This is a genomic window from Diplocloster hominis (genome assembly GCF_032380655.1).
GTDB classification, from domain to species: domain Bacteria; phylum Bacillota; class Clostridia; order Lachnospirales; family Lachnospiraceae; genus Diplocloster; species Diplocloster hominis.
On the sequence record NZ_JAWDIY010000003.1, the window covers coordinates 164,339 to 183,212 of the forward strand.

The following is an 18,874-nucleotide window of genomic DNA, read 5'->3' on the forward strand; positions in this document are numbered from 1 at the left end:
ACATTATCTTACTCTAATACCATGCGCTTTTTGCTTTTCCAAAGCCTGCTGTTTTAATTTGCGATCAACTGTCTTCTCAAGCTCTCTATTTTTTCTCATATAATCCTTAGCCACCATTTTACCCAGATGTCGGATAAGTGAAGCTGCCTGGTCTATTAACAAACCCGATAAATTAGTATCGTTCGCTAATTTTTCAGATGCTTGTATATCTGAAACATCTTTTAAAGAAACTTGAAGGTTTAACGCCTGTCGGATAATATCATTTTTAATTTTGCGAAACTCTTTTTGTTGTTCCAATGGTATCGTATAAGTATTGAAATCGGTATAACTGCCAAGAATGTTTTCTTTGCAGGTACACCATTTTTTGTAGAGAAGTTGTACAGGTTCTATCTTAGAAAGTTCATATGCAATACCATCAACTGTCTTTTTTACCTTTTTAGGAAGGTACCCATACACTTTTTTCCCATTCACTTCTTTTAACTGCATGTTTAAGAGGACAAGGAGTTCCCCAATCTTTCGCACCTTGTCCCCAGTATTATTATCTGTCTCAAGCTTTTTAATGATCTCCTGTACAATTAGTCTTTCTTCTTCGTATAATTGTTCTCTTAAGTTCGTCTGCTGCTCATAAATATAATTTAATTCATCTTTGAAAATCGTGTTTGCATAAACACTTCTTAATTTTTCAATCCCCTGTTTCGATAGATACCCTTCCATAGGATCGTTTGAAAAAACCATCAAATGCACATGTGGATGATAGGATTCATTATGAAATGCTGCATACCACCGTAAATTTTCAAGTTTGATCTTAGAACATTGTGCGAGTAACCCGACATTCGCACGCAGCATATTTCTCCAGGCTTCTGCATGCTGATAACCTAAACGTTCCGCATCCTCCCGCCGTATACTGATTACATGTGTGTAAATGTTTCCCTGATATTCGCCTACCTCTTTCTGTATACTAGAAATACTAATCGGATCGTCGGTCTGCGAAAAGAGTCCATGTGTTCCCGATTTTTCGACGCCGGGCCTGGTAGAAATATAATCTACAAAATTTTGCTTTTCCTGGATCATCTCTATGTTGTGGTCTATCACTGCAGATATGAACTCGCCGGCAAAATACTTTGACGGCTGTGCATAATAGTCATGATATTCCGGATAGGTCCCAGCGTCTGGAAAGACCTTCAGTAACTCCTGAATAAATTCTCTTTGTTTGTCTGTAGGTTTTGAATCCCGGTTTTGAGTGATTCCTTGTTCTACCCCTGGTCTGGTAGCGATATACTGCACATAATTCGATATTCTCCCTGGCTTCCCAGGTTTCAGATACCGGCTTGTCAAAATTAGTCTTGGCATAAAAGATTACTCCAGGTAATGTTGATAGCGGTATACTCGTTCATAGGTAAGCATTCCATTGATCTTACGCACTTCCTGTACACATTTTTGCTGAAGGCGCTTCAGGGTCTCATCATCGATTTCCTGTGTTGCCGCCAGGATGTTTGACAGTTTTGCCAGCTCAACAGAAACCTTAAATAATAACTTAGACAACCGCTCCTCAGTCTGACCGATTAACCCTTCTATCAATGTTTTAATGATAGGTGCCAGATAATCTACATTATTCTCTTGTTTCAGATAGCCTATATAAAATAGGACTGCCTTTTCAATAAATTCGCTTTTGCTTTTGCAATTGTCTCCCTTGTAGGTTATATCAATCGCTTCCATTGTCAGCGGAGTTACCCAAAAAGGGAATCTTTGTTTCTTAATAGAATTACCCCCAATCTTCTATATTATGAAGCTCTACCCAAAACGCAATGTCTTCGGTTGATTGGCATTGATCTTTAACCGCGTCCAGCAATTCGTAAACCCTCCGCTTTCTCGATTTCAAATATTCTTCCGGAAACTTTTGCAATTTTCCTTCTCCATACATTGAACTCCACAATTCATACTCAATACGGAATCTTTTCCCAAACATTTTCTCGATCTTTTGTTCCTTTTCGATTACCTCTCTGATATAAGGGGCCAAATCTTTTAACCATTCTTCCATAAGAATAAATTCCTTTCCTTTGGTAACCCTATGCGGATACCACTCATTTTTTAGAAAGTATATCATATTTTTTAAAAGATGCAAAGAAAAGGGATTCATACATGAATGAGCGCAGGATAAAATCCGACCAACACATATCGATTGGTGCAAATATAAAACGTATCCGCAAGGAACGTAATATCCAGCCGATGTATCTTGTAAAGCAGATGAATTTACGCGGTTTTACTTCTATGACGAAACAGCACTTTTATAAATTGGAAAATGATATTGCGAATATCTCCGCATCTGAGTTAGTTGTTCTTGCTGAATTGTTAAAGGTTGAGATTAAAGATTTTTTTCAGTCGTTATAAATTATAAATGTTAATTAGTGAAACAATTTTGAAATCACATCTGAAAAATAGATGTGATTTTTTTGTACCTTTTGGAGCGGTGAATGCCGCGCCCCTGCCCGAAGGGCATGCATTAAGGAGTGCTGTAAAGTATGTTTTTGAATTCATTCTTATCTATGTATTTATAATTATCTCGTGCAGCGTGCATTTACAATTATCCTATTGAGATTGATGTTTTTTCTATTTTCGCATATAATAATAGGGTAAGTAGGGTATTTCCTACTTCTCGAAAAGACATTTTGAAAGGAGCGTACAAAATGGACAATAATTTAATCGTAGATAATGCAAAAGTTATGTCGAAAGGACAGATTACTCTTCCCAAAGACATACGGAACAAGTTAGGTATTACGACAGGAGACAGAGTGACGCTAATTTGTGAGGGCGATCAGGTCGTACTTATGAACTCAGCAGTCTATGCGATGAAAATGCTGCAGAAAGGTATGCAGGGGGAAGCAGATAAAGCCGGCCTCCAAAGTGATGAGGACATAATGGATCTGGTAGCTGATGTCCGTTCGGAGCTTGAAGGCCTATGAGAATACTGATCGATACGAATATTCTTATATCTGCGGCTCTGAACGGAAATGGTACTCCATATCGAGCTTATCTCAAAGCAGTCACCTTTCCGAATCACGCGATCGTTTGTGATCAAAATATTGATGAACTGCGACGGATATTTAATCGAAAGTTTCCGAATAAGATCCCTCTATTGGAGCGATTCCTCTCATTAGCCCTGACGGTTCTGGAAGTAGTACCTACTCCGGTTTTCGCAGAGGATGCGGAAGTGCTTATCCGTGATTCTAAGGACAGGCCAATTCTGCGGGCTGCGATTGATGCCAATGTAGATATCTTACTTACCGGGGATAAGGATTTTCTTGAATCCGGGGTCAAGCATCCCCGTATGCTCACCGCAGCACAATTTTTAGAACTGAATGAGGTCTAAGCACCCTATCTATTCTTTCTATTGTTGTAATACACTGGATCATGGTGCCGGATATAACTTATTTTTTATTTCCCGGCCCCTATAGTATTTTTGCCCAATATGTCCCGCCAAGCCTTATCCCAACCGGCTCTGCCGGGTGGTGTTATCCGGAGCGGGCCGTTTACGGCCCCGCTCCTTTAACCTGCACCAAAATAATAGCGCCCGCGCTTCTCCTCTTTCCCATGCTTTTGTGCAAGTTTCCTATTACAGATTCTTGTATTCTGTCTGAAGAGTCAACTTACAAAGCCTGCTCAATTTCCGAGTTCAGCTGAATCTCCTCTCTTCCATTGGTTATGACTCCTTTCAATATAGCACCGGTAAAATCAACATCCGTTAAATCTGCACCCTCAAAATTCGCATCCGTCAAATCTGCGTATCTGAAACTGGTGCCAGCAAGATTCGCTTCTTTAAAACATGCTCCTCTGGCATTTACAGAATCGAAAACAGCCTTTTTAAAATAACCATGAGACAGATCTGCATTTATAAAACTTGTATAGATAAAATTACTTCTTACAAATTCACCGTTACTCAGATCAGAGCAATCCATGATCGCATGAACGAATTGGCAGCTTGAAAAAATTGATTTGGACATATTTACCCTTGTAAGATCGGTATCGTTGAACTGCACACCGGTCAAATTATAATTACTAAGGTTTTCGCCAGTCAGGCATTTGCCGGTAAAATCTGCATACTCTCCTCCCGGTTCATCGTATTGCCAGAGAATATGCTCAATCATCATTTTTTTAATTTCTGACCAGCTCAGTACCTGACGTTCCCAGTAAATAGTGTTCTGATACTCCTTATCTTTTTTATTTCCCTGATCTTCGATCATTTCCGGTCCATACCAATTCACTACTTTTACCTCGTCATCTATATATGTTTGGGAGTCCGTGACTCGAGATATATATTTCGCACCTCCTTCTCCCTCGTCATAGATAACAACTCCGCTATTTTTATTCCGTGGACAAACCAACAGGCACTGCACCGACTGATCCAGAAGTCTCATACGACTTTTATTTTGCTTCAAGAATGTCCAGGGTTTTTCCGGATTTTGAATCACTTTATCAAAAAGTTCATTAGTAACCCTGATAACTTTTGTAACTTCACATATAACAGGCAGAGGTTTCCCCTCCCTATACAAAAGTGTGTTAACCTTCATAGAACCTCCTGTGACTTAGAATTAGGATTTGTCATAACTTTTTCCTTACATGCTTAATCCAGGGGTACTCTCCGCCGTCTGCATCGGATCGATCATTCCGGGGGTTTCTTCCTGTTGTTTCCCTATTCGTTTTTTCGGAGATCCTTCACCTGTCATCTCATCCAGCTTATTTTTTCTTTCCCGTCTGGGTGCCTTCTCTTTACTCTGTAACGGTTCCCCCGATTTTAATGCGAGGAATTCCCGCACCTGCAGAGGTACGTTTTTCATGTAAATCTTATCCAGCAGGTCCTCTAACCCCTCCGTTAGGGATTCTTCCAGATTGATGTTTTCCTTTGCCAGGTAAACATTCAATGTTTCTAACTTCTCTGAATCCATTTCTATCGATACTTGAATATTATCTTTTTTCTCCATACTAAAATTCCTCCTGTTTTTGAATTGGTTCACAATATGATTTTATTATTTTCTACATAGCCATAACAGGTCCGTCCCCCTGAGCCTGTTCCTCTTTACGCGTTTTACATTTGGGTTTGTCCGCTTTTACTTTAGTCTGCTGCTCTTCCATGCCCTTATTTCCACACCCAACATTTAAATTATTCTGCTTAGCGTTGTGAGAAACAGTATTACTTTTCGGGTTATCTAAATCATGCGAAAGATCTGCTGCTTCATTGACTGTTGTTACGTGATCCAGCATGTCCAATATCGCTGACTCCTGTATGATTATCGCATCATATGCTTCTATGATAGCCCTGTCAAATTGTTTCTTAAACTCACTGGTAATCGGATGACATACGGGATAATACTCCCCGTCTGTACCTCGCATACTCGGCATTGAAACAAACAACCCCTTTCTTCCTTCCATAACTTTTATGTTTTTTATAACAAATACATCATCCAAGGTACAATCTGCGAAAGCTTTTAAATTAGTGTCCTGACGTTTGAACAATCGAACGTTGGTAGTTAGTTCCATACTTCTTCTCCTCTCTTTTCGTTGCTCCTTAATCTGACAGCTTAAGATACAATAACTTGCACATTACATTATTTAGTTCTCGGTAATCGGATCAAGATACGCAATATATGGAATCTTTAACCATCTGCTCCACCTTGAAGATGTTACATCCGTCATAACCACCCCTTTCCTCGTATTCATTGCCTCGATTACCTTTCCATCACCAACATAAACCCCGATATGACCCGGATGCCATACAGCGATTCCCGGGATATCCGGCATAGCAGACATCTCGCCTGTTTCTGTTGCAGCCGCATACATACCATCCGCAGTGATTGACGGCATACCATTACTTCCGAATTCTATTTCTCCTGTATCTGCATCTAACCATCCATATGCCTTTATTAACCCACAGCAGTCCACACATCGCTTACCAAAATTATTATTTCGAATAAATTCCAGATTACGTCCTACCTCTATTGGGTATTGAGCGGACAGCCCGGATAATAAAGATAGATCTAAAACTTGTCCATAAGTACCATAGACATACCCCCAACGCTTCTCATAAGCAAAGCGGCAAAAAGCAACAAGATCAAAATTATTTTTTATCCCCGGATCCTGCATCCTTATTTCTTCCGGATGCTGACCAGACAATCGTAATACCAGTTCATATACATAATCCAGACACAACAATTCTTTATCGGAAAGCTCAATCCCCAATTGATCCTTTAAATTCTGAAGTACTTTCACCCGATCTGTTTCATATCGAACAACCACTTTTGTCTTGCATAAGACTTCCCCGCTTTCCGGATCAAGATACTCTTCCTCTATGGTATCCTCATATAAAAAGCAGCCGATAAATGGATCTTTGAAATCAACAATCGGCTGCCCTTCTCTTAAGCAGATTAAATAACAAACACATTTTATAAAATATCTGTCTAATGTTTCCGGCAAAATCGTCTCTTCTGTTATCTGCAATCGATCATCCAGGTCATGAAGCGTTTGACAAATGACAGCTGCCCTGTCTACCTGCTCTTCTGGAAATCCCTGATCCAGATCGGTATGAAAAAAGAGATATGATATTAAACTTTCCTCCATACTCCTTCCCGACCGATAAACTGTCATAAAACAGGTAATCAAAAGAATCATAAAAATTACTATTCCGATTAACACCGACAGTATGGCTATTCTTACTTTTTTACTCTGCGCTATCATAAGAAAAGCTTTCAGCGCTTTTGTCACCGTTCATCTCCCTCCCGCGCTTCCAAACAGAGCTTCCTTATAAGTTGGGGCGATTACCTGAAGGTTATAACGTTCATTACCACACTTATACAGACAGTTTCCACGTTCCGGATAACGGATCAAATCAAACTCACTTTGCTCCAATTGCAGCATATCCATGTAAAATCTGCTGTCTATCGTACCTGCATTGAACAGGAATTGATGCGCCGGTATCGCAAAGAGCGGTTTTGTAAATTCTTTTATATCCGGCAGCATATAATCCTCTAAGTTCTGGGAAGCTACCATAATATGGCTGTCTCGCTTCCGAACCCGTTTCATAAGATTCCGGATATAAACCACGGCCGTCAGGTTCGTTAAGAATAAATAGAGCTCATCAATCGAAGCGACCGCGTTTCCCCCATCCAGAAGTTTGTTGCTCATATAAGAAAGAATATTAAACAATACCGCGTTCTTCAGACTTTCATTCGCTTCCATCAATCCCTTTATTCCAAAAACCAGAAACCGGTCATTGGGTATATTCGTAATTCCGTTAAAGTAATTCCGGTCCCCTCCGCGGCAAAGCGAATAAAGGGAAAGACATAATTCCTGTAAAAGCTGCTTCGTATACAAATATTTCCCGGTCTCATCATAGTGAGCATATTCGTATTCAATGTCCGCATAGAGGTTTTCCAGTATTGGATAATCTTCACTTTTTAAACTCCTTAGATCCGTCGCCTCATTGATATCGAATTTCCGGTAAAGTCGAAGCAAAAAAATTTCCAGCGTGTCGATGTGACGATCCTGGAAATTTTTATAGCTTCTGAAGAAATCTTTCAGAAATGAAATATGTTGTGCCAACGCTCCTGTACCCCGAAACGCTGCGGGGGCCTGCGTGTCCTCTTCCTCTTCCTCCCCATTGTTCCACTGTTTAGGCTCCAGAACATTGATTAAGTATTCCCCGGCCAACATATCAAGATAGGTGCCTCCTAAGTTTTCACACAGTTCCTTCCGCTCCCCTTCCGGATCCAGAATATACAGGCTCTTTCCGCTCTCCAGAAAGTTTGTCTCAATCAGTTTCATCAGATAACTTTTTCCTTGACCGCTGTTTCCCAGAATCAGGATATTTCCGTTGGTTTTATCCTTTTCCATTTTATGAAAATCTACAATCAGATTCGAACCGAATTTGTCCTTTCCCAGATAGAATCCTTCCTCATCCGTCTTACCGGAATAATTCAGAGGATATAGATCCGCTACGGCTGACGCCGGATGAACCCTTTCGAACCGTTCCTGAAACACATTGCAGCCCGTTGGCATAACACTGATAAAACCTTCCTGTTGCCGCAGCAATAATTTGTCCACCGAAATCTTATTTCTGGTAAGTTCCATGAGAATCTCGCTTTGTAATTCTTTTAAATGGACTGGTGTGTCGGAAATCAGTTCCAGGAATATGGCGCAATGCAGAAGTGGTTCTTTATTTTTCCGCATCTGCAGGATGAGTTGGATCACATCCTGAAGGTTACTCTCCGCCTGAACAGTTTCCTGAACATCGTGGGTGTTTCCGGTTACCAATTTATTTTTTCTGGCTGCGTTTGCAATCATCTTTCTCTGCTCGGCATACGTCACATGCCTGGTATAAATATGAAGCGTCACTCCTTCCCGTTCCCCCAGGCCTCTCAGGATCGCCTGTTCTTCTGTCGTACCCGGATATTCATGAAAAGCCCATACGCTCCGATACGTATTTCCACAGACGTAGTGGTCGGTAAAGAAACGGATTGTAGTGGGAGCCAAGTTATCTAAAAAGGATAGTACATGATCTTGTTCCGGCCACAAATAATCCGTTTCCTCATAACTTTTTTTAAGTCCTATGTTCTTCACCTCTCAAACTGGATATAAGATTGACTATTTACTGATACCGGGTACAGCCCTCATCACATTTGGATTATAGTGAAATTCGCTGATTCCTGTATACTTTGCTCTTGTCTTTCTTGATTATGTATTTCAAATTTTTCGTACGCTATATCAAAGTTGTCTTCCACACTAAAAATCGGGACAAGCTCTTTTCCTTCCCTAACCTCATATACATGGTCACCTAAAATATCGGTTGGATCTAAAGTCTCATTTACAGAACGAATTATATTATTCAGTTCCTCTCCCTCAAATTCTTCCGATTTTTTAAGAATTAATGTCTCATGTATGCTGCTTGGTACAACATAATAATCTCCTCCCAATTGTTTATAAATGGCTTCCTTTACACCCGGATATAGAATCGCAGAGGCTCCTTCAATCAGCTGATCGTTGCTTAGAACATAAAACGCTGGCCCTTCTTCCTCGCTTAGCAGCGGAATCACATCACTCAGTGGCCGAAATGACATTGGTAACAATTGCGGCGTGTTTTTCTCGGCTATATTATGAAGTTCTTCCTGATCTATCCCCCAGGAGTCCATCAAATTTTTTGTAATGGTGGTTGTGTAAAATTCATTATTATCAGACATCCGGATTTTATAGATAACAGCTAAGTCCTCCATCTCTTTATAAGGTTTGTCTTTTAAATAATTCTGATTTTCTTTTTCATTGATCAAAGAATAATAAATTCGATCCTTTGCATCCTGAAGGTTGAAATGATTATAGATATGATCGTAACTTTGTCCTTGTAAATCGTTTAAAATATTTTTTACAATAGTGTCAACGGATTCCCCATCCAAATAATCCCGATAATTGTTCTCCAGGTAGTAAACGGATGACACCGTTTCCTGTTTTCCCTCCACATTTAGTCCCTTTCGCATAATTCCATTGTTTTTAGGAACATTGACAATCTTAATCTTATATTCTTCCCTTCCATTATTTAGCTGCTCCACCAGCCGTTCTCTTATTTCTTCCATAAACTGTTCATATTGATACACCTGTACCGCCTCCTTTACTTAGGTTTGTTGATTTAACAACGTCTTGATTTCCGGATCATACAAGGATTCCCCCTCTATATCCTCAAAGTAATCTTTAAGATTATCCGAATCAAAGTAGATCGCCAGAGTTCTCTTTATGGCCTCCTGTTCCATACGCATGATTTCAAAATTTTGTTCCCTAATTATTTTTTCCACACGGTTTACCGTAGCGAATATCTGTTCCGGAGTCTCACTGTGGAAGCGCAACAAAAAGATAAACTCCCGGGCAGTCGCCATTTCCATCTGTATCTGATCTAAAAATTCATAATCCGCACACAGCATGGATCTAATTTTTGTGTTACTCTCCTTTTGTATTCGTTTTTTCAAATAAGCTTTATTGCGTTCAAACCGTTCTCTCGAATCGAGACATAGCACTTCCAAATCCGGGATTCCACTAAATACAAGAGTCATCTGGTGAATTTTATAATTCACGTTTTCGTATGAGAGAACTGCAAGATTGGATGGTTGTACCCTAAAGTAAACCAACGTTCCCCGTTGATAAGTTTTAATACCGTAGCGGTCAAACCTCTGGATACCTATCAGCCATTTGGTATTTTTCTTATTCCTGTTGAGTGATGGGAGGCGTGAAGAGAATAACCTTTTTATTGAAGATTTCTTTCTATTCTCCTTTTTATCTGCTTTTTTCTGTTTAGAATTTAATTGATTGGTTCTTTCCTGTTCGGTACTATCAGACAGGTCTGTTTTGTATTCTCTACTTCCCATTGACTCATCTTCTTCTTTTTTATTTTCCAACTTTTTACATCACTCCTCTCAACGATCACTTAGCTTTTCTGAACTCCAAATAAAATACTGCTGCTTAACTAAAAAGTACCGAAAACAATACACCATAAAATCTAACGTAGATGTCTCTCCTGCCCGCATCGTTAAAAATGCGTAACCGGCAGCAATGCTAAAAACAAGAACTGAGCCGGCAACAGCCAGAACCAATACGGCTAACAAACAGAGCGTTCCAATTACAAGCACATCCCTTAGTTCCCATACCCACATGGTTGGTTTTGCTTTCAGATTCTCCGGATAAATATATGTAGTCTTCATATGTGTCACCTACCCTCTGGCCAGAATCGTTCGGGTAATATTCACAACACTCTGCGTAGCGTAAACCGCTCCCATTACGTTTCCTTTCACGGAGGTGTCCAATCCGAACATGCCGGCAATCCGATCGATTTCTCCTGCGGACAGCATAATCCCGATTCCGATCAAGGCATTCTCCTGCCAGGTGATTAACCCCGCAATCAATAAGGTCATTTGTAAAAAAGCAGTAAGACACAGAGCGACTACTTGTTTCACCCATTGTATAAAACCATCGACATACCCACGCGGCACGGAAAACATATGTAAACTTCCGACACTAACCATAATCAACAGAATCCCGCCTCTTTTTATATTGGCGAAAAATACTTTCAACACACAATATCCCAGAGCGATGATCACAAACCCACTGAACAATCCGGGAACTGCGAAGATCTGAACGGACAACGATTTATCTAACAGATCGGTAAAGTCTACCGTAGTTGTTTGAAGCAAACCTGCGAGATCTCGGGAAAATATGGTCTGCGCACTTACACAAAACTCAAACATTCGCACCGGAACAGTGGTAAACAAGGAGACTGCCATGAATCCCTTGAGTATATTCAGGGCATTCCCTTTGATATCTCCTCTTCCGCTCTGTACCTCTATCGCCGTATCAAACACCGTCACTACCAGACCTGTGATAAATAAGGCCCAGCCCAAGTAGGAAAATAGTTTTACAATGGCCTGAATCCATGCCAGCTGGAACAAGCTGCTTCCTAAACTTTCACTGATAAACCCGAAGAATTCGCCAACACACTTGATCAGCTCTCCGTAAAGCCATTCCATGGTTTCCTGCCACACCGATCCGGTAATCCACTCAAACATCCTTGTCACCTCCTACTAGTTCTGAATTTCACCAAAAGAAAGACAGGAATTATCTCCTGCCTTAATAACTATCCTCGTCTTCAGAGGGAATATCTCTAAAATAGCTGCCGCCGAGTATTTCTTATATCCCATAACCAATCATATAATTTCCAGAACGCTCGTTTATACCACTTCTCTGATTTGTATTGAAACTGAAGTATTTTCCAGAAAAGCAATTCCTGTAATTCTTCAAAATCATTTGTCTCCAATTCTTCAATCAGCCGGTCATAATCTGCCCTTGTTCCTTTTTTTGCCCCAATCAGAATCTCCCACTCTCTGTTATGATTCAGAATCCACCGGCGAAGCTTTTTCATTTCTTCGATTTTTTTCTCCGAATTCATAATACAACCTCCTTTGTTGCAATATATGCATTGCAATTATGCTCCATATTTCAAGTAGAATCAAGATAATTGTTATGAATACATTGCAAAGGGGGTAATCCTATGACACAGAAGATTAAGCAGGATATCAATCTCGGGAACAATATACGCCAGCTCAGATTACGTTCCAATATGACTCAGGAAGCCGTAACCACCGCTTTACAATTAGCCGGATGTTCTCTGTCCCGCAGTGCTTATTCGCAAATTGAATGCGGGACCTATAATATCAGGGTAAGCGAGTTATCCGCACTCTGTAAAATTTTTCAGGTCGATTATAATACTTTGTTCCAAGGAATCTAATCACTCCTATTTACATGCCTAATATTGTCCAAACATAAAGCGGCGCAGTCAGGCTGAACACCAGACATGCGAACAGAATAGCCGGGGCAGTAAACTCAAACTGTCCGGTTTTTCTATAATCAAAATAGCTGGTGGCCACTTTCACAAAGAAGAATACCGCCAGTACCACATCAATAACAGGGAATACCACATTATTCACTACTGTCTTAATCTGCTCTTTTGCGGTATCCCAAGTGTTTTGTACCGCTCCCGCCACATTTCCAGCCGCATCTGAAGCGTAGACCGTACTATATGGTACCAGGATAAATAACAGCACAACACACATCACAGCGATTATCATCACTGTTGTACTAAGTCTTTTTTTCATCCATTCATCTCCTTTGCATAATTGTTCCTTAAAAACACTGTGGAATTATAAACAATACAAGAAAGGCCGCACTGGCTATACTTGGCGCGAAAGGTATTTCCCGTTTCATTTTCATATTCCTAAAATCGTATTCTTTTAAATGAAATAGTAAAAAGATCACCGCCGATAGCAGCATATGGAACAATAGGGTAGACAGAGGAAATCTCCAATTAACCAAAGCCAAAAACGGTGCAAGTGACAAGTACAACCAGCTATCCCCCCGCCCAAACAATCGCAGTCCTGTCTGTACAAGAACAAGTCCAATATATAAAAGACACTCAAAAAGAAACAGTTCCCACACATCTGCATATCCTCTGCTGTTTGTACCGTATAAATAAATACATATACAAATACCGAGGGCGAAGATACCCTTACTAAAGGTAGTATAAATGTATCCAACCTGCAGGTCTGCATATGTTTCTATCCCCAGGTAAATCATTAACAGGGCATAACTAAGAAACAGAATTGTGTCGGCTCCCTGATAATAAAGCAATACAACAGCAAATAGGATTAGGGAACTGATCAATCCTAATTTCCATTTGTCCACCCCAATATCACAATCCGGATCTATTTTCCTCAACGCCCTGATTCCTGCCAGAAATAATCCGATACTCCCGAGACCATAGATTATGGGTATTATCAAACACATCCTTTCCTCCAACCGTACGTTTGCAAGCCAATATAAGTATAAGAGCGTATCCTTTTTTCCAATCCTCTCCTCTTATCTTTGAGAAACAGTTGCCGCTTTACCCTTTAGGAATGATTTCCCTTTCATCTTTAGATCTGGTCAGGGTTAACTTTACTAACTCTGACCGTTCCGCCGGTAATAGCTTCATTAAACTTTCCCTCATTTTCCTTATCTATTATGATATTAATAATGACAGCCGGAGTATCCTGTCCATATCGTTCGATTGGAGAGCCGTTGGCATCAAATACTCTGCTGATATAGGCATGCTGCAAAATCTGTATATTTTTTTCACTTTCCGCCTCCAAGTCCCTTTGAACAACTGAAATGTCTATTAAATCACCTGCTCTTAGTATTCCACCCACAACTTGATCCGGATGTGATACCTGGAATCCGATTTCAATCGGATCCCTGATATCCTGCAGTAAGGTTTCCTTTGCCACCACATGATGCGATAGTACGATTTCATTTCGCACCAAAGGCTGCATCACCACCATATTTTCCAGCTCCCTCATTTCCCTGGTGGACTGCACTGGCTTTTTGTTGACATCCATTTCAATCCTGGTGAAAAAATCCTGAACATTATCCGCTGTAATCTCTGTTCCGGTTTCCACATCCCTGGCAGCCACCACAACCCAAGTCCTCTCATAATCAGCCAGGATACCTCTTTCTATGACTAACAGCGCAACAAACAGCAGAACTGCCAGAATCATACTGATTACCAGCAGTTTCAAATTCCGATCTTTCTTTTTTTCTTTCTGTTGATGAAGTTTTATCATTTTCTCCTCCATACTTGTTTTACATCGTTGTTTTTACAGCACATCGATATGGGTGAACATTTCCGTCCACCCATACCTTTCTGCATGTATTGATCCGCACATATAAATATAGGTAATGCTTATACGTTCACAGTTCCTATTCGTTTACTATATCCACACTGTTTTCTTTCTGCACATAGAACTGCTCACTCCGGTAACCCCGAATATCAAATCCGATTCTGCTGTAAACAGTTGTGCTCTCAATCTGTTTTCCATCCGGGGTCTTAAGCACTCCTTTGCTTCCCGGATAGGTATGGCTGATTGTCTGAGCCGGTGTCCTGCATATCTTTACTACATCGTTTCCGGACACCTGATAGATCGTAAATTCTTCAACCGTAACAGGACCGGCAATTAATCTTTGATCCTTAGGATCGCCGGTAGCGGTCAGATCAAGGTTCGCCTGCAGGGCAGCCCAGTAAGTCTCATAGGCTTGATCAAAATCCGGGATATGGATCTCATGTGACTTTCCGTATTCTTGTAGATCTGCAATGGAACAGGCCAAATTCGCAGACACTAACCCATCCTCCACGTATACTTGTGTCAGTTTTATTACTCGCAGCCTATAGCTTAAAAGAGCAATCAGGCATACCATGGCAATAAGCATAATTGGGAGAATGTATTCCGCCATACCCTTTTCCTTTTTTCGAAACATAGCTCATGCTCCTAACTTCGTTACAGCTGTTAATATTTTGCAGTTGACACTTTACGGATGGAAACCGGGATCAAAGAATTTCCGATATGTACTTTAAATATGTTTTCCACATCATATTGATGGATCCGAAGACTGCCTTTGATGTCCAGCGTTATCTGATTTCCATAACCGACCGGAGTTCTGTTCGTGCCTTCCAACCGAATTTCCTGCATACCAGCGTTCTGCAGATCCTGGTAAAGTTCTGCTTCATCGCAGGTATCCAGATAGCCTTTGGTCTCCATCCGCAAAATATATTCCCGGGCAATCATGTCGATCTGGTCTTTCTTATCCAAATTACTCATCCAACTGGCAAATACTACACCAATCACGGCCACAACTACCACAGCCAGAATAATTGGAAATAACTTCATAACACTTCCTGATTCTTTTTTTGACAGCCCGTGTTTTACTATAATCCAACGTCGGATAAGCGTAAGTCTACCTTTGTAATTCAATGATTCACCTCTTCTAACCACACGCTTTTGACTGTGGGAATTTCACTTTTCATCAAAGATCATTCACAGTTAAAAAGTAAATAGATTAGTGATTCGGGTTCCGGCAGTTTCCATAATCGTGGTTAACAGTGCATTGATTTTGTCACGGAAGACTATGATCAATGCAACAGCGATGACCATCAATCCCAGTTCGATAATAATCTCTTTTCCTCCGTTTTTCTTTTCCGTTAATAGATTGTTGAATACGGTTTTGATTTCTCTCTTTTTCTTTTCTACTTCTCTTCTCATTTTTTTCCTCCTGGATTTTTCACCTTAGTGATATTTAATATATTTAGAACTGAATCAAAGACACTGTCATCTCCGACCATATACAAAAGATGCTGATCGCCAGCATCCCTAAAAAGAGTAAAAGTTCCATTACCTGTACCTTGCGCTCCAGTTTATCCTTTTCAAGCAGATTTGCCTTATGCTGAATGTCCTCTAACTGTCTGGATATATCTTCCAAAACTTGAATCGTTTTTCCGCTGGTCAAAGACTGTTTCAATACAATGCAAAAGGAATCTATCTGAACGTTTTGAAACTTCCGGTTAAATTCGTCGATCGCAGTTTCCAAATCCTGTTTGACCGCGATCTGTCCGCTAAGTTCTAACAGCGCTGCCTTTAGCCTTCCGGATTTAACTGCCCTATAACACTCGGATAAAGCAGTGGTAAAAAACACACCCGTACGTGTTTGAATCCGAAGCGTATCATACATATTCTTGATATCGTACAGCATTGCATGATTATCTGCATCATTTGAAATTTGTAATAAGAAACGTGGCAGCATAAAACCTATGACAAAGAAAATGCAGCCGGTAATTCCTAACAACCTGATGCCCGCGGTCAGTAATAATAATCCAGAAGCTGCCTGGGCCAAAAGGAAGGTGATCGGTTCTAATTTTCCATGGAATAAATATTCCGCACCGGTTCGGATTAAAAACTCCATAATTTTTTCCTGATTTAACCATTTTAATCTGGTCTGTTTGATTTTGTTATTTGCTTTACTCTTCACAATGATACCGGTACTTCGCATTTTCTCAACAAATACCCTATTTCTTCCTACCGCAATCATCGATACAGGCAGAAACACCATAACAAACAGCCGCAGAATTCGTATGGTTTCTATCAATTCCATCCCTCCTAGTACTATTTTAAGTTAAATTAACTTTTATCAACTTTCCACAGGCTGATTCCACCAATCACAATGATAATTACAAGGTATAGTAAAAGCATCTGACCCCCGAAACTACCAGTAAGCTGAGTTATCATCGGCACGCTTAGAAAACCGTTCAGCATGTATAACACCAGACCACACCCCAGAATCAAAATTGCTATTTCTGCCCTTGCATTATTCCGGATGGCCTTTCGCTCCTCCCTCATGGCCAGATGCTCTCTCAATAATTGTCTGCTATCCTTAACGATTTCACCATAATTTGCTTCATATCTGGAGCATACGGACAGGTTGCGGATAATCTCTTTGAATTTCTCATGTTCGATTTTTGCTTCCAGGTTCTGCAGCGCCAGTTCGGTATCACCGGTATAGATCGCCTCCTGATAACACTCTCTGACTGTACTTTTCAACGGTTCCTGGAGATAAGGGCCCACCTTTCCAAAGATATTGATCAGGTCATCGTCTGTCGTGTTAAAGTTTTCCACCAGATTTAAAAATGTCATGATCCCTTCTTCCGTCTTTCGATAGTTGTTCCCCAGAAGCAGATACAGGATGAAATAGATGCATCCTAAAATCCCCACTGCGGTCGCGCATCCCCAAAACCACGATCCGGTAATCCCCCATACTATAATTGCTCCCAGGAGCATACAACCGGTCATGACGGTTACGAAAAGTTCCGGATTCAGAAAAGGAAAGTTTCTTCTGATACCGCTTTGCAATAAAATCGCATCCAGCCGGTAGAATAAACTTTCCTTTTCTTGTTTTCCTTCTTCTCTGTGTAATTGAATCTCTCTTTCGCTGCGTTTTCTGGATTGCTCTTGTGTCTTATCCCTTATATATCTTACCGATGTCTTAAGAACCCTATGATGTCCTGCCAGCTTTAATAGTTGGTAACATCCTACCATTAAAGCGATTAAGAGAATTACTTTTATAATTACTATTTGGAGCATTTTCTCACCACCCTTTGATCTTTCATTTAGACCTCACCAAATATTTGCTTATATCTGAGATTTCCAGCAACATCATCCCAGCCTTCTATCTCAACAATTTCCTCGATGCGGTATCCTTTCATAAATATAATCGTTTCCAATCCTGTCAACATCTGCAGCGCTTCTCTCTTTGAGTAATCACTTTCATACTTGATATAGTCTGCTAATTTATCTGCCGCCTGCTCCGCGCTATTGGCATGAATGGAAGTCCAGCATTTATGACCGGTATAGGATGCGGTCAGAAGGTACAAGGCTTCTTCCCCTTTTATCTCACCGATAATATAGTAATCGAGATCCATCAGTAAACCATTTCTGGCCAGATCTCTCAGACTGTATTGTACTTTTCCTTCTCCACGAATATCCACTATATGCTGAAACATCAATTCCGGATGGTCAGAAAAGAGTTCTTCATTTTCCTGAATCACCAAACCACTCTGATCATTGGGGATTTGTTCCAGCAGCGCATTCAATAACGTGGTCTTCCCGCTTCCTCCTTTGCCGGCCACGAGCAGCCCCTGTCCTATTGCCGCTCGTTCAGCAAGATAACCGGCCTCTGTGTCTGTCAGCATTCCCTCTTCCACAAGTTTAGACAGCCTCTTTTTCTGCTTCGGTATTTTACGGATGGAAAGATAGGGGAGATCAACAGAATTAACAAGCTCTGTGGATATGTCAAACCGTAGAATGAACTGATCATTTCCTGTTTTATCGGTAAATGTCTGTACAGCGTTCAGGACACTTAAGCTTACTTTGTTCTTGGTGGCCGCCAATTCTACAAATCTGCGGTAATCCTCTCTGTCCCGAAACTTCACATCGCTGTTCATCCGTTTTCCCAGGCGCTTCACCCGCACATTGTCAGGTCCGAGTACCCGGATATCCGATATTTGTTCATCTGCCAGCAAATCCTCCAGCACATAGTAACCAAACACATATTTCCGTACTTGCTCTAATCCTTCCTGCAGTTCCTCCCCTTGTAAACGTTTCGTTTTCAGATAATCCGCTGTCCGTTTCAGAAATTCCTTCTGCGAGAGTTGTCCACCTTGCACCATTTGTAAAGATTTCTTTTCCACATGGAGAAAATAGTCCAGTACCTCAGCTACAATGGAATTGTCCTGACTATCCGGCTTTAGACTGTTCCTTTCCCGACTGGGAAATTCCCTTTTTCCCACGCGTTTCCCTCCTTAAGCATCCGGCTGCCTCCTCCTTTTTAACCGAGATAATCTCGTTGATATACATGACTTTGATACATTTTGTTTTCTTTATAGCTTTCTTTAATTCGCTGGTAAATTCCCAGATATAATAGCAGAAAGATTATC

Annotated in this window: 26 protein-coding genes; 4 read left to right on the plus strand and 22 right to left on the minus strand. The window is 40.7% G+C overall.

What is annotated here, in order from left to right:
* Positions 1–3: 3 nt before the first annotated feature.
* From mobP3 to ABC831_RS04210, 3 genes are read right to left on the minus strand one after another with little or no spacing between them, the layout of a single operon-like run.
* Positions 4–1,350: a MobP3 family relaxase gene (gene mobP3, locus ABC831_RS04200; protein ID WP_343246992.1), complete on the minus strand. Its 1,347-nt coding sequence runs from the start codon at positions 1,348–1,350 to the stop codon at positions 4–6.
* Positions 1,351–1,356: 6 nt separating this feature from the next.
* A complete protein-coding gene (locus ABC831_RS04205) occupies positions 1,357–1,716 on the minus strand; it encodes a hypothetical protein (protein WP_343246993.1) in 360 nt (119 codons plus the stop codon).
* Positions 1,717–1,762: 46 nt separating this feature from the next.
* On the minus strand, positions 1,763–2,038 hold the full coding sequence (locus ABC831_RS04210; protein WP_343246994.1) for a hypothetical protein: 276 nt from the start codon (positions 2,036–2,038) through the stop codon (positions 1,763–1,765).
* 101 nt (positions 2,039–2,139) lie between these two features.
* Here ABC831_RS04210 and ABC831_RS04215 point away from each other — a divergent pair, with 101 nt between their 5' ends.
* The 3 genes from ABC831_RS04215 to ABC831_RS04225 all read left to right on the plus strand — a co-directional run bounded on the left by ABC831_RS04215 (position 2,140) and on the right by ABC831_RS04225 (position 3,367).
* Positions 2,140–2,388 (plus strand): helix-turn-helix domain-containing protein, encoded by a 249-nt coding sequence (locus ABC831_RS04215; RefSeq protein WP_343246995.1) that lies wholly within the window; start codon positions 2,140–2,142, stop codon positions 2,386–2,388.
* 296 nt (positions 2,389–2,684) lie between these two features.
* Positions 2,685–2,960 carry an AbrB/MazE/SpoVT family DNA-binding domain-containing protein gene (locus tag ABC831_RS04220; protein ID WP_343246996.1) on the plus strand — a complete coding sequence of 92 codons (276 nt, stop codon included), beginning with the start codon at positions 2,685–2,687 and terminating at the stop codon, positions 2,958–2,960.
* A complete protein-coding gene (locus tag ABC831_RS04225) occupies positions 2,957–3,367 on the plus strand; it encodes a putative toxin-antitoxin system toxin component, PIN family (protein WP_343246997.1) in 411 nt (136 codons plus the stop codon). The genes ABC831_RS04220 and ABC831_RS04225 overlap by 4 nt, the downstream gene beginning before the upstream one ends.
* 277 nt (positions 3,368–3,644) lie before the next feature.
* On the opposite strand, the gene ABC831_RS04230 is transcribed toward ABC831_RS04225, so the two are convergent.
* The 10 genes from ABC831_RS04230 to ABC831_RS04275 all read right to left on the minus strand — a co-directional run bounded on the left by ABC831_RS04230 (position 3,645) and on the right by ABC831_RS04275 (position 11,968).
* A complete protein-coding gene (locus tag ABC831_RS04230; RefSeq protein ID WP_343246998.1) occupies positions 3,645–4,565 on the minus strand; it encodes a pentapeptide repeat-containing protein in 921 nt (306 codons plus the stop codon).
* A gap of 45 nt (positions 4,566–4,610) precedes the next feature.
* Positions 4,611–4,976 carry a DUF6103 family protein gene (locus ABC831_RS04235; RefSeq protein ID WP_343246999.1) on the minus strand — a complete coding sequence of 122 codons (366 nt, stop codon included), beginning with the start codon at positions 4,974–4,976 and terminating at the stop codon, positions 4,611–4,613.
* A 52-nt stretch (positions 4,977–5,028) separates the two neighbouring features.
* Positions 5,029–5,532, minus strand: coding sequence for a septation protein SpoVG family protein (locus tag ABC831_RS04240; protein WP_343247000.1), 504 nt, complete (start codon positions 5,530–5,532; stop codon positions 5,029–5,031).
* A 72-nt stretch (positions 5,533–5,604) separates the two neighbouring features.
* Entirely contained in the window at positions 5,605–6,753 is a 1,149-nt protein-coding gene (locus tag ABC831_RS04245; protein ID WP_343247001.1) for an NlpC/P60 family protein, read from the minus strand.
* 3 nt (positions 6,754–6,756) lie between these two features.
* On the minus strand, positions 6,757–8,607 hold the full coding sequence (locus tag ABC831_RS04250; RefSeq protein ID WP_425524561.1) for a VirB4 family type IV secretion system protein: 1,851 nt from the start codon (positions 8,605–8,607) through the stop codon (positions 6,757–6,759).
* A 53-nt stretch (positions 8,608–8,660) separates the two neighbouring features.
* The gene (locus ABC831_RS04255) at positions 8,661–9,632 is read right to left on the minus strand and encodes a DUF5688 family protein (RefSeq protein WP_343247003.1); all 972 of its coding nucleotides are present in this window, start codon (positions 9,630–9,632) and stop codon (positions 8,661–8,663) included.
* Between the two features lie 18 nt (positions 9,633–9,650).
* The gene (locus ABC831_RS04260; RefSeq protein WP_343247004.1) at positions 9,651–10,424 is read right to left on the minus strand and encodes a hypothetical protein; all 774 of its coding nucleotides are present in this window, start codon (positions 10,422–10,424) and stop codon (positions 9,651–9,653) included.
* Positions 10,425–10,442: 18 nt separating this feature from the next.
* Positions 10,443–10,727, minus strand: coding sequence for a hypothetical protein (locus tag ABC831_RS04265; RefSeq protein ID WP_343247005.1), 285 nt, complete (start codon positions 10,725–10,727; stop codon positions 10,443–10,445).
* Between the two features lie 9 nt (positions 10,728–10,736).
* Positions 10,737–11,588 (minus strand): conjugal transfer protein TrbL family protein, encoded by an 852-nt coding sequence (locus ABC831_RS04270; RefSeq protein ID WP_343247006.1) that lies wholly within the window; start codon positions 11,586–11,588, stop codon positions 10,737–10,739.
* Positions 11,589–11,683: 95 nt separating this feature from the next.
* Entirely contained in the window at positions 11,684–11,968 is a 285-nt protein-coding gene (locus ABC831_RS04275) for a hypothetical protein (RefSeq protein ID WP_343247007.1), read from the minus strand.
* 102 nt (positions 11,969–12,070) lie between these two features.
* On the opposite strand from ABC831_RS04275, the gene ABC831_RS04280 reads away from it, so the two are divergent.
* Entirely contained in the window at positions 12,071–12,307 is a 237-nt protein-coding gene (locus ABC831_RS04280) for a helix-turn-helix domain-containing protein (RefSeq protein ID WP_343247008.1), read from the plus strand.
* A gap of 10 nt (positions 12,308–12,317) precedes the next feature.
* Here the strand turns inward: ABC831_RS04280 and ABC831_RS04285 are convergent, their stop codons facing one another.
* The 9 genes from ABC831_RS04285 to ABC831_RS04325 form a co-directional block, all read right to left on the minus strand.
* Positions 12,318–12,674, minus strand: coding sequence for a DUF3852 domain-containing protein (locus tag ABC831_RS04285; RefSeq protein WP_425524562.1), 357 nt, complete (start codon positions 12,672–12,674; stop codon positions 12,318–12,320).
* Between the two features lie 28 nt (positions 12,675–12,702).
* Complete coding sequence (locus tag ABC831_RS04290; protein WP_343247009.1) at positions 12,703–13,356, minus strand: hypothetical protein; 654 nt, start codon at positions 13,354–13,356, stop codon at positions 12,703–12,705.
* Between the two features lie 134 nt (positions 13,357–13,490).
* A complete protein-coding gene (locus ABC831_RS04295) occupies positions 13,491–14,177 on the minus strand; it encodes an SAF domain-containing protein (RefSeq protein WP_343247010.1) in 687 nt (228 codons plus the stop codon).
* A gap of 136 nt (positions 14,178–14,313) precedes the next feature.
* Entirely contained in the window at positions 14,314–14,868 is a 555-nt protein-coding gene (locus tag ABC831_RS04300) for a hypothetical protein (RefSeq protein WP_343247011.1), read from the minus strand.
* Between the two features lie 29 nt (positions 14,869–14,897).
* A complete protein-coding gene (locus ABC831_RS04305; RefSeq protein ID WP_343247012.1) occupies positions 14,898–15,278 on the minus strand; it encodes a hypothetical protein in 381 nt (126 codons plus the stop codon).
* A gap of 153 nt (positions 15,279–15,431) precedes the next feature.
* Entirely contained in the window at positions 15,432–15,650 is a 219-nt protein-coding gene (locus ABC831_RS04310) for a hypothetical protein (protein WP_343247013.1), read from the minus strand.
* A gap of 43 nt (positions 15,651–15,693) precedes the next feature.
* Positions 15,694–16,530 (minus strand): hypothetical protein, encoded by an 837-nt coding sequence (locus ABC831_RS04315; RefSeq protein WP_343247014.1) that lies wholly within the window; start codon positions 16,528–16,530, stop codon positions 15,694–15,696.
* Between the two features lie 32 nt (positions 16,531–16,562).
* Entirely contained in the window at positions 16,563–17,522 is a 960-nt protein-coding gene (locus ABC831_RS04320) for a type II secretion system F family protein (RefSeq protein WP_343247015.1), read from the minus strand.
* A 26-nt stretch (positions 17,523–17,548) separates the two neighbouring features.
* The gene (locus tag ABC831_RS04325; protein WP_343247016.1) at positions 17,549–18,727 is read right to left on the minus strand and encodes an ATPase, T2SS/T4P/T4SS family; all 1,179 of its coding nucleotides are present in this window, start codon (positions 18,725–18,727) and stop codon (positions 17,549–17,551) included.
* Between the last annotated feature and the right edge of the window lie 147 nt (positions 18,728–18,874).

Bases quoted from the DNA above. Each gene is read 5' to 3' on its own strand.
- mobP3 (WP_343246992.1), bottom strand. From the start codon at position 1,350: ATGCCAAGACTAATTTTGACAAGCCGGTATCTGAAACCTGGGAAGCCA.
- ABC831_RS04205 (WP_343246993.1), bottom strand. From the start codon at position 1,716: ATGGAAGCGATTGATATAACCTACAAGGGAGACAATTGCAAAAGCAAA.
- ABC831_RS04210 (WP_343246994.1), bottom strand. From the start codon at position 2,038: ATGGAAGAATGGTTAAAAGATTTGGCCCCTTATATCAGAGAGGTAATC.
- ABC831_RS04215 (WP_343246995.1), top strand. From the start codon at position 2,140: ATGAATGAGCGCAGGATAAAATCCGACCAACACATATCGATTGGTGCA.
- ABC831_RS04220 (WP_343246996.1), top strand. From the start codon at position 2,685: ATGGACAATAATTTAATCGTAGATAATGCAAAAGTTATGTCGAAAGGA.
- ABC831_RS04225 (WP_343246997.1), top strand. From the start codon at position 2,957: ATGAGAATACTGATCGATACGAATATTCTTATATCTGCGGCTCTGAAC.
- ABC831_RS04230 (WP_343246998.1), bottom strand. From the start codon at position 4,565: ATGAAGGTTAACACACTTTTGTATAGGGAGGGGAAACCTCTGCCTGTT.
- ABC831_RS04235 (WP_343246999.1), bottom strand. From the start codon at position 4,976: ATGGAGAAAAAAGATAATATTCAAGTATCGATAGAAATGGATTCAGAG.
- ABC831_RS04240 (WP_343247000.1), bottom strand. From the start codon at position 5,532: ATGGAACTAACTACCAACGTTCGATTGTTCAAACGTCAGGACACTAAT.
- ABC831_RS04265 (WP_343247005.1), bottom strand. From the start codon at position 10,727: ATGAAGACTACATATATTTATCCGGAGAATCTGAAAGCAAAACCAACC.
- ABC831_RS04270 (WP_343247006.1), bottom strand. From the start codon at position 11,588: ATGTTTGAGTGGATTACCGGATCGGTGTGGCAGGAAACCATGGAATGG.
- ABC831_RS04275 (WP_343247007.1), bottom strand. From the start codon at position 11,968: ATGAATTCGGAGAAAAAAATCGAAGAAATGAAAAAGCTTCGCCGGTGG.
- ABC831_RS04280 (WP_343247008.1), top strand. From the start codon at position 12,071: ATGACACAGAAGATTAAGCAGGATATCAATCTCGGGAACAATATACGC.
- ABC831_RS04285 (WP_425524562.1), bottom strand. From the start codon at position 12,674: ATGAAAAAAAGACTTAGTACAACAGTGATGATAATCGCTGTGATGTGT.
- ABC831_RS04295 (WP_343247010.1), bottom strand. From the start codon at position 14,177: ATGATAAAACTTCATCAACAGAAAGAAAAAAAGAAAGATCGGAATTTG.
- ABC831_RS04300 (WP_343247011.1), bottom strand. From the start codon at position 14,868: ATGTTTCGAAAAAAGGAAAAGGGTATGGCGGAATACATTCTCCCAATT.
- ABC831_RS04305 (WP_343247012.1), bottom strand. From the start codon at position 15,278: ATGAAGTTATTTCCAATTATTCTGGCTGTGGTAGTTGTGGCCGTGATT.
- ABC831_RS04310 (WP_343247013.1), bottom strand. From the start codon at position 15,650: ATGAGAAGAGAAGTAGAAAAGAAAAAGAGAGAAATCAAAACCGTATTC.
- ABC831_RS04320 (WP_343247015.1), bottom strand. From the start codon at position 17,522: ATGCTCCAAATAGTAATTATAAAAGTAATTCTCTTAATCGCTTTAATG.